The sequence below is a fragment of the Rhodococcus sp. KRD175 genome (assembly GCF_017168275.1).
Taxonomy (GTDB): Bacteria; Actinomycetota; Actinomycetes; order Mycobacteriales; family Mycobacteriaceae; genus Rhodococcoides; species Rhodococcoides fascians.
In genome coordinates, this window is sequence record NZ_JABFAQ010000054.1 from 1 (window position 1) to 10,101 (window position 10,101).

The 10,101-nt window shown below is 64.1% G+C and carries 6 protein-coding genes and 1 pseudogene; 4 read left to right on the top strand and 3 right to left on the bottom strand.

Going from position 1 to position 10,101, the window contains the following annotated elements; translation table 11 throughout:
- Positions 1–877 precede the first annotated feature (877 nt).
- From J1M81_RS25035 to J1M81_RS25050, 4 genes are all read left to right on the top strand, one after another.
- Positions 878–2,071: a CdaR family transcriptional regulator gene (locus J1M81_RS25035; protein WP_032400661.1), complete on the top strand. Its 1,194-nt coding sequence runs from the start codon at positions 878–880 to the stop codon at positions 2,069–2,071.
- A gap of 536 nt (positions 2,072–2,607) precedes the next feature.
- Complete coding sequence (locus tag J1M81_RS25040; protein ID WP_032400662.1) at positions 2,608–3,954, top strand: lipase family protein; 1,347 nt, start codon at positions 2,608–2,610, stop codon at positions 3,952–3,954.
- Between the two features lie 298 nt (positions 3,955–4,252).
- Complete coding sequence (locus J1M81_RS25045) at positions 4,253–5,446, top strand: IS110 family transposase (protein WP_206499091.1); 1,194 nt, start codon at positions 4,253–4,255, stop codon at positions 5,444–5,446.
- Positions 5,447–5,657: 211 nt separating this feature from the next.
- Positions 5,658–7,070: an amidase gene (locus J1M81_RS25050; RefSeq protein ID WP_206499092.1), complete on the top strand. Its 1,413-nt coding sequence runs from the start codon at positions 5,658–5,660 to the stop codon at positions 7,068–7,070.
- Between the two features lie 248 nt (positions 7,071–7,318).
- On the opposite strand, the gene lpdA is transcribed toward J1M81_RS25050, so the two are convergent.
- The 3 genes and pseudogenes from lpdA to J1M81_RS25065 all read right to left on the bottom strand — a co-directional run.
- Entirely contained in the window at positions 7,319–8,686 is a 1,368-nt protein-coding gene (lpdA, locus tag J1M81_RS25055) for a dihydrolipoyl dehydrogenase (protein ID WP_206499093.1), read from the bottom strand.
- Positions 8,683–9,519 (bottom strand): annotated as a pseudogene (locus J1M81_RS25060) (dihydrolipoamide acetyltransferase family protein); the annotation flags it as partial. The pseudogene J1M81_RS25060 and the gene lpdA, both read right to left, overlap by 4 nt.
- Before the next feature lie 91 nt (positions 9,520–9,610).
- A partial coding sequence (locus J1M81_RS25065; RefSeq protein ID WP_206499094.1) for an integrase core domain-containing protein occupies positions 9,611–10,101 on the bottom strand: 491 nt, incomplete at its 5' end.

Genomic DNA, 10,101 nt, shown 5'->3' on the forward strand with positions numbered 1-10,101 from the left:
CGGCCGCGCTGACATTCCCGTCCTCACGGTCCAACGCCTCGAAAAACCGCACCTTCAACCCAGCACATGCCACGATCCCCGCAACTCCCTCAAATCGAGGGTGTTGCGGGGATCGTTAGAACCCGCCTAGTGGTTCGGGGCTTTCGTCAAATGTATGCACGTCCGATTGCGGCGGGTTCGGTGTGTGAGACGACATCGAGCACCGCATGGACGTCTGTTGACCGATCGAGAAGTGCGCACGCCGCATAGGTCGGAGATGCCCTTAGGCGCGCTCGACTGTCGATGGAACCAAACAACATGCGGCGAGTGACTGTTGTGCAGACCCGGGCAACGTTTCAAGCGTCGATGTCCCCAACGGCCTGGACGCGGTGTTTCCATCCAAGCTATGCCCCGTCGCTGAGGACATAGCTGAGAGCGGCAGGGGAGGTTCGGCTCGAAAGTAGAGCAGCGCTTCACGAGCGAATAGCAACTGTCCAGAAGCTGTGTTCGGCGCGACAGGAATGCGGCTACGCAGAGCAGCCAATCAACCCTGGGCGCAGAAGTATTGAATCGTGAGTCGCATCGATGAAATTGTCGAGCAAGTCATCAGCGGCGACATGTCCGCTGACGCTGCAGCCCTGGCGATTCGCGATGATCCGCCGGCACGTCGAGACATTGGCCGAAGCAATGCAGTCCCCTGCCCGAGCACGCAGCTCAGTGGTTCGACGTATGGGTGAGCAGCTCCCACTGGTGCAGGACGATGCCCTCACTCGCAATATCACTGCTGGTCGGTGTAGACGAGCGCGCTGCGGTCACCTGACCCGCCAGTCGGCAACGAGAAGCTCTACTGCCGCGATATCTTTTGTCAGGGAGTGACAAAAGGAAAGTAGGTGCGTAGATGGTTCGGGCACGCGAAACTGTGGCGCTACGTGTCGAACGCGAGCTGTCCTCGGTCGTCGGTGAGGCGGTGTTGGCGATCAGGGCGGCGATCCCGGCCTACCGGGACCTGCACGGTCCCCAGCTGGCCGACGTGGAAGGTATCGCATACTGGTCGCTACGAAGGCTCATGCAGATATGGAACGCGGACACCGCGGAACTCGACGATCGCGACCGGGCGCGGTTCCGCGCCATCGGTGTGGCTCGCGCCTCGGACGGGCGCCCACTCAGCGACGTGCTGCGCGCCTACCGGGTGGCGTCGAGTGTGTTCATCCGCCACATTGCCTCCGTTCACCTCGCCGACCTCGACCCGGCCGACATCGCAGAACTGAGCATCGCCGCGTTGGACGGAATCGATGCCATCTCCGAGGAAATCATCGGTGCATACACCGCGGCACGAGAACGACTGGCCTCTGACGGTGAGCACGCCCGGTCGGCGCTGCTCGACGATCTCCTGGCCGGCCGCCAGAACTCGCCCGGCGCGCTCGCCGACAGATCGCGAGAGCTCGCCCTCACCCTGCCCACCCATCCGACGGTTCTCGTCGTCGGCCGTGCCGACTCGACGGACACCGTCCGTCACGAGGACCTCGACAACGTCTTGGGTGCGCTCGGCGGCGACCGCGCAACGGAAGACGCGCAGTTGGCCACGCGCCGCGATCACCGCTCGGTGTTCCTGCTGCCTGCCGCCGTCGACCTCGCGGACGTCGACGCGGTGTGCGCGGAGCGGTATCTGCGGGGCTCTGCGGTGGCACGTCGTCCGATCACGGAGGTCAGCGCCAGCTACCGACTGGCCGCCGACGGACTCGGCGCAGCACCCGAGCACGCGTTCGATGACCGTGCCGTTCTCGACGAAGGCGACAATCAGTTGCTGGCCCTGCTCACCGCCCGGCCGTACGCGGACACGAACGCCGTCGTCGCCGCCGTTCTCGGCACGCTCACCGAACCCGCCCACAACCACCTACTGGCAGGACTGTCCGCGTTCATCGCCACCGGAACCGCCACCGAAGCCGCCGCCGCCCTGCACGTACACCCTCAGACACTGAGATACCGGCTCCGACGGGCACGGGAGGTGACCGGACGTGACCCGCGCCGTGCGTGGCATCGGCTCGCACTCGACACCGCACTACAGCTACGTCAGCTGCAGCGACCCACGTGATCCGATATCGGTGCCCTGGCAAACTACGGCTTCTTACCGGGCTGTGACGTCGAGGTAAGTGTTCTCAGGGGCGGCGCGCCCCTCCGGTCTCGACTGCCGAATCGTCGGTGTCGCGGTCGGTGGTGGTGGTTCCTGAGACGGTTCCTGCGAGGGTGGGGATTGTCTGGTCCTGGGGGTGGTACGTGGCTGCTGGTGTGTCGAGCAGAAACCAGCCGCCGAGCGGGGGACCTTTTGGCGATGAATCGCGTCCGTTTCACCCATACCCCTGCTCGTCCCCGGTACCACTGCTCGTCCCCAGTACCCCCGCTCGTCGAGTGAAGTGGCGGCGCGTCGCGTGAGCGCCGACTGTGATCTGGGTATTCCGCCGGAGCAATAGCGTTGGACCGCCCTGCGTAGGGCGTTCATCACCTGGTGACAAAGCAGGGGTGACATCCGGGTGACCGGTGCTAACTTACCGACCGGAAAGTTTTGTGACCTACGACATACGTCCGGCCGTGGGCACCCCCCGACCCGACACATAACAGACAGGTGACACCGTGCTCCGCAGAAGTCGTTCGCTCTTGATCGTCGGCCTTGCCGCCGCCGCCATCCTCACCCACGGAGCAGCGGCGGTGTCCGCGCAGCCGGTCGACGACCCCTTCTTCCGCTACACCGGCACGGCCGCCCTGGAGAGTTACGCACCCGGATCCGTTCTCGGTGTGCGCACCGTCCCCTATCACCTGCTCAATGTGGCGACCCCACTCGACGCCGTGCAGATCCTGTACCGATCGACCGATGCGCAGGGACGACCGTCTGCCAACGTCACCTCGGTGCTGCGGCCCCCGAACGCGCAACCGGACAAGGTCATCTCCTACCAATCGGCGTACGACTCGCTTAACCCCGACGACGGCCCGTCCCGAGCCATCGCCGGTAACACACCCTTGCTGTCGCTGACACCGAGCGGACGAAACGTCGGTGTCGGAGGCTCCGCTGTATCCGGAGAAGGCACGGTCATCGCCCCGTTCCTGGCTCTGGGCTACACCGTCGTCCTCGCCGACACACAGGGGCCCACCGCGGACTTCGCCGCCGGCCCCGAGTACGGAATGATGACCCTGGACTCGCTGCGCGCGGCACAACAGGTACCGGAAAGCGGCGTTACCGGCACGTCCCGCATCGGTCTGCTCGGATACTCCGGCGGTGCCATCGCTACCAACTGGGCGTCGATCATGGCGGCCGACTACGCACCCGACATTGCAGACAATCTCATCGGCGCAGCCCAGGGCGGCTTGCTGGTCAACCCGGCGAACAACCTCCGCTACGCCAGCGGCAGCATCACCTGGGGCGGAGTGGTCGGAATGGCCATCATCGGCATCGGACGCGCGTACGGAATCGACTTCGACCCCTACATCAACGACTACGGCCGCGAAATTCTGGCACGGCTGAACGATGCGTCCATCCTCAACGTCCTCCTTCAATATCCCGGATTGCGGTGGACCGATCTGGTCGAGCCGCAATACGCGGACCCGAACACCGTCCCCGAGTACGTCGAGGTAGTGAACAAGATCAACATGGGGCAAGCCCCCGTCCCGACCGTCCCGATGTTCGTCGCGCAGGCCTCCAACGGGATTCTCGAGGGCACCCAGCCGGGCCCGATCGGTACCGGCCGCGGTGACGGCATCATGGTCGCCGGCGACGTCCGCGCACTGATGAACAGGTACTGCGACGCAGGTGTGGCCGTGCAATACGACGAATACGACACCATCAGCCACATTCCCGGAGCCGCTCTGTGGTTCCCGGGTGCGGTCGGGTGGCTCATCGACCGCTTCGACAACAAGCCGGTACCGACGAACTGCGGTCGCATCGCGCCCGGGAATTCACTCGCACCGCAGCAACATTCGCGCTGACGGCCTTACGCGACCTATGCCCGTGTCTTCCCACAGGTGTGTCGCGGTGGGCCACCCCGAGCGCACGCCCGTTATCTTTTAGCTGGTCCTTGAAACCGAGGGCTACGGTCGCCAGACCCGGTATGACTTCTCGCCCCTGTCATCAATGATCCGGGGGGTGGTGTCGCCGGGTGTGGGGGCGTCGACGGACCGCTGATAGGGACAGGGCCGCTGATCGTGAGCAGGTCTCTTCATAACGTGGGTGTCGGGTGTTGACGTCGGATCGGCGACCGGTGGTAACCGGACGAAGGACTGCTTCATGGACACGAGTTACGCCGTGTTTTGCGGCATCGACGTGGGAAAATCCGAACATCACGCCGTCGGTCTCGCCGTCGACGGCACCCGTCTGTACGACAAAGCCCTACCCAATGACGAGGCCCGCCTACGCGCTGTGTTCGACCGCCTCGCCACACACGGACCTGTGTTGATCGTCGTCGATCAACCCAACACGATCGGTGCCCTGCCGGTCACCGTCGCCCGCTCCTGCGGTCACCAGGTCGCGTACCTACCGGGTCTGTCGATGCGCCGCATCGCAGATCTGTATCCCGGGCAAGCCAAAACCGATGCGCGGGATGCGTTCATCATCGCCGACACGGCCCGGACCATGCCCCACACGCTGCGACGAGTAGATACCGGTGATGACACACTCGCCGAGCTCGATGTGCTGATCGGTTTCGATGACGATCTCGCCAGCGAAGCAACCCGCATCAGCAACCGAATCCGCGGACTGCTCACCGGCATTCACCCCGCGCTCGAACGAGTCCTCGGACCTCGTGTGACACACCCCGCCGTGCTCGAGATCCTGTCCCGCTGCGGTGGCCCAGCCGGCATCCGCGCCGCCGGTAAACGGAAACTGACCGCTATCGCAGCCAAAAACGCACCCAGGATGGGGGCAAGACTGGTTACGGAAATCTACGCCGCACTCGAATCTCAGACGGTAGTGGTGCCCGGGTCCGCGGCTGCCGAGACTGTTCTACCCAAACTGGCGGACTCGCTCAAAGAGACACTGCAACAACGGAAAACAATCGCTGCGGACGTCGAGAGGATGCTCGATGCCCACCCTCTTTCCTCGGTCCTGATCTCGATGCCAGGCATCGGAATCAGGACAGCAGCACGCATCCTCCTCGAAGTCGGTGACGGTTCGGCATTCAAATCAGCCGGACACCTCGCCGCGTACGCCGGCATCGCACCCGTGACCCACCGATCCGGAACCTCGATCCGAGGTGAACATCCCGCGAGGTCGGGCAACCGGAAACTCAAACGCGCGTTGTTCCTTTCGGCGTTCGCCGCGCTGCACGACCCCACCAGCCGCGCCTACTACGACCGAAAACGAGCCGAAGGCAAGAAACACAACGCAGCCCTCATCTGCCTCGCCCGCCGCCGATGCGACGTCCTGTTCGCCATGCTCAAGACCAAGACTCTGTACCAACCGCCCACGACACAAGCCGCTTGACAGAAACCATAGGGACACCCCCCGGTAGACGTCGAACGGCATTTTGGCCTCTAGCTCCCTCGGAGGACGCAACCGACGTCACCCGCCGAATTGAAGGTCGCGGTCCGACACGAAAGAGCGCTCGACGTCGCAGACACCTGGAACCGGAGTACACGAATTGCATCGATTGCACGACAAAAAGAGGGTTTCGGGAGTGTCATCGGAAAATGTTGTGCGAGTAACCGACTCGTGGATCGGCGCGGCGTCGGGAATCGAACTCGCCGAAGCGATTCGGTCTGGGCGAACGACTTCCCGCCGGGTGGTCGCACTGCACATCGCTACCCTTCTCCGACGGGCCGGGGACGGTGCCATCGCGCGGGACCGGTTCGCTGCCGCCCTCGACGAAGCCGGCCACGTCGACGCAGGCCCTCCAACCACTGCGGCAGATCGCCCCTTGGCTGGGGTGCCGTGCACGATCAAAGAGTCCATTCCAGTGGCAGGGATGCCCCATACCGCCGGCCTCGCCAGTCGCGCAGGTGTGGTAGCCGAGTCCGATGCGCTTGTCGTGCAACGACTCAGGAACGCGGGAGCGATCATCGTCGGTGTCACGAACACCTCCGAGATGTGCCTGGGCATCGAAAGCACAAACAGTGTCTACGGACGGACTTCGAACCCGTACGATCGCCATCGCGTGTCGGGTGGTTCCTCCGGCGGCGAGGGGGCCGCGATCGTCGGCGGCGGCAGCCCTTTCGGTGTGGGCGGCGACACCGGTGGCTCGATCCGTATCCCCTCGTTCTTCTGCGGCGTCTTCGGCCACAAACCATCGCCCGGGCTGGTGCCCGCACACGAGCAGATCCCGTCGGTGTCCAGGACCGGCGAGTCGAGTCGTCTGGAAACCTTGGGTCCGATGACCCGCCGCGCCTCTGATCTGATGCCGCTGTTGAGAATTCTCGCCGATGACGACGGATCACGTTGCAAATCAACGGAATCGGTCGACTTGAACGGTTTGCGCGTCGTGATCCCGACCGGGTCGACGTATCTGCGGCCGATGGACCGCTCGCTGCGCGACGCCCGCGATGCCGCTGGCATGGCACTTGCCGAACTGGGCGCAGACGTGCAGTGGCAACCGATGCCCGCCATGCGACGGCTCATGTCGAGCTACCTGGCCGAGCTCCGACGCCACGCCCCGTCGCCGGTTACGACAATGTTCGATTCGTTCGACGTCTCCGGAGCTGCACACCGAACTCCAGCGTTGTTGCGCGCCAGTAGTCTTCAACTTCGATTGGCGATGGTGGGTGACCACCTTCTCGGTTCGGCACCAAAGATGGTCGGTCGTCGGCTCGACTCGATCGCATCGGACCTGGCCGACCAGGTAGCAGAAGTCGTGGGCGAGGGGGTGATGATGCATCCGCCGCTACCGCGCCCGGCACCGCTGCACAATGCAACATTGGGCCGACCATGGCTCTTCGGTGGTGCCGCTCTGTTCAACTTGCTCGGCATGACCGCCACCGAAGTACCACTCGGGCTGAACAAACGCGGCCTGCCGGTCGGCGTTCAGGTGGCTGCCGCAGCTGGCAATGACCACGTGACGATTGCTGTCGCTACGGCTCTCGAGAGTCATTTCGGTGGATGGGTATCACCGTGAACTCGCAGCCGCCCGCGAGTGTGATCGATAACCTGTGCGTCGAACCCGGGACACTCGAGACCTGGGAGTTAGGCCCGTCGCGCGGAAAATGGGCGAAGAAGCCAGAACTTCCTTCAGTCATTGATATCTCGAAAGAAGTGCACAGTGAGATCGAGGTTTGCGCGGCGGCGGTTCAGGAGGCCCGAGTTGAGGGCGGAGTCCGGAGCTAGGTTTACCTGAACAATCCGGAACGGTTACTCGAAATGTATTCAGCTGTGCGCGTGCAACGGCCGTCCCGACAGTGCCATCATCGCCTCACCGATCGCCTCGTTCTGAGTGGGGTGAGCGTGAACGAAGCTACCGACCTCCGATGGCAACGCTTCCCATGCCACCGCGAGTTGCGCCTCACCTATCAATTCGCCCACGCGGTCACCGACGAGGTGGACACCCACAACAGGGCCGTCCTCACGAGCGCGAATAACCTTGACTCCGCCCGCGGTGGCGAGGATGCGGCTCTTGCCGTTGCCGCCGAGGTCGTAGACCACAGAGGTGACGGTGCCGTATGTCTGCTCCGCGGCCTTCTCTGTGAGACCGACCGACGCGACCTCCGGATGCGAATAGGTCACGCGCGGAACGAGATCGCCGTCGATACGTGCCGGCGCGAGTCCGGCAATGTGTTCGGCGACGAACATGCCGTGCTGGAATCCGCGGTGAGCCAACTGATATCCCGCCACGATGTCGCCGACGGCATAAACGCCCGCCGCGGTGGTGAGCAGATTGTCGTCGACAGTGACGAAGCCACGTTCGGTGGCGATGCCCTGCTCGGCCAGCCCGAGGCCATCGGTGCGGGGGCCGCGTCCGACGGAGACGAGCACGAGATCCGCCGAGAGGGTGTCGCCGGAGGACAGCGCCACCGCGATGTCGTCGGACGACTCGGTGACTGTCTCGACCTTGGTGCCGGTACGAATGTCGATGCCGCGTTTGCGCAATGCCTTGGTCAGCTGCTTCGAGGACCATTCGTCCTCACCGGGAACGATGCGATCGAGGGCTTCGACGACGGTGACCTTGGCACCGAAAGAGGCCCAGATGCTGGCGAATTCGATTCCGATGACCCCGCCGCCCAGTACGACGACGGACTCCGGAACTCGGTCGAGCGCCAACGCGCCGTCGCTGGTGAGCACTCGCGGACCCAGTTCGATACCGGGGATGGTGCGCGAATACGACCCGGTGGCGAGAACCATTGAAGCCCCAGTGATGCGTCGCCCACCGACTTCGACGGTGCAAGGACCGACCACCTGACCACGACCGGACACGATCTCGATGTTTGGACGCTTCAGCAAGCCTTGCAGTCCGGAGTACAGGCCTGCGACCACACTGCGCTGATAGCCCAGTGCCGCAGGCATATCTACGCCCGCGAACGATGCCGTGACGCCGACATACGCCGAACCGCGGACCGCGTCGGCCACCTCGGCGGTATGCAGCAGTGCCTTGGTGGGGATGCATCCACGGTGTAGGCAAGTGCCGCCGAGCTTGTCCTCCTCGACCAATGCGACCGTCAGGCCGAGTTGCTCGGCGCGCAGGGCACAGGAGTAGCCACCGGATCCGCCACCGAGGATGAGAACGTCCACGTCGCTCATCGAAGGGATCCCAGTGCCACGACGGGGTTCTCGACGAAATCGGCCACGGTGCGCAGGAATCCGCCGGCCACTCCGCCGTCGCACACGCGGTGATCGAACGCCAATGACAGCTGCGCGACCTTGCGGACGGCCAATTGGCCATCGACCACCCACGGGCGGTCGATGATGCGTCCGATGCCCAGGATTGCGGCTTCGGGATGGTTGATGATCGCGGCCGAGCCGTCGACCCCGAAAACTCCGTAGTTGTTGAGTGTGAACGTTCCGCCGCTCAGTCGAGCTGCGGGGAGAGAGCCGGTTCGCGCGAGCTCGGTCAGCTCGGCCAACCGCTCGGAGAGTTCCTTCAGATCGGCCTTGTCGGCCTGCGGCACAACAGGAACCATCAATCCGCGATCGGTCTGCGCGGCAATGCCGAGTCCGACGTTCTCGTAGCGCAAAATCTCGCCCGCCGCAGTATCGACCGTGCTGTTGAGCTCGGGGAACTTGGACAGCGCGATCATCGTCAGCTTTGCCAGCACCGCTAGCAGCGTCACCTTCACGCCGTCGATGGAGGCGTCGAGGTCACGTCGGGCTTGCAGCAGAGCCGTCGCGTCGACGTCGACCCAGACGGTCGCCTCGGGAATTTCCGCACGACTGCGAGAGAGTTTGTCGGCGATGGTCTTACGAATCCCGGTGATGGGAATTCGCGTGACGCCCTCGGCACTGGGAGTGCTCGAGGACAGTGCCCGTTCCACGTCCGCGCGGGTGATGACTCCATGACTGCCGGCGACATCGATAGACGCCAGATCCAGCCCACCCTGCAGTGCCATGCTCCGAACAATGGGGGAGAGCACCTTCGGTGCATGTGAGTGGAAATTCGTAGTCTGGGTCGTGTGCTGTCTTGATACATGCGGGACACGGGTGTCTCGATACATGTGAGACACGATTCTAGGCTGCGGGGCGGTGGAGTTGTCCTTGGTAGCGCTTGTCGATGTTCAAGTGCAAATGGCCGAGGACTTCTCCGCTGGCCGTGTAGGTGGTGATGTGGTTGCCGTCGCGCAGGACGGTCACGCGACTGTGAGCGTGGGACCGTCCGACCGAGATCGTGTGGTCGCCGACGGAGATCACGCCGGAGCCGGAGACGGAGTGGGTACCGACTGTGGCGTCGACCTGGGCGGGTAGGTGCTGCGGACCGCCCAAGGTTGCAGCGCCGTTCCATGCCTGCTGCGGGGGCATGTTCACGGCACTGTGGCGGCGGTCGTTGTTGTAGAACTTCTGGTAGCGGTTGCACGATGTCTGCAACTCGGCGGTCGTGGCGGGCCGGGTGGGTTGGTCGGTGAGCCACTGTTTGAAGGTGCGGTGGTGGCGTTCGACTTTGCCGTTGGTCTGAGGGTGGTACGGGCTCGAGTGAATGAGCCTGGCACCGGACCCGGTGACGA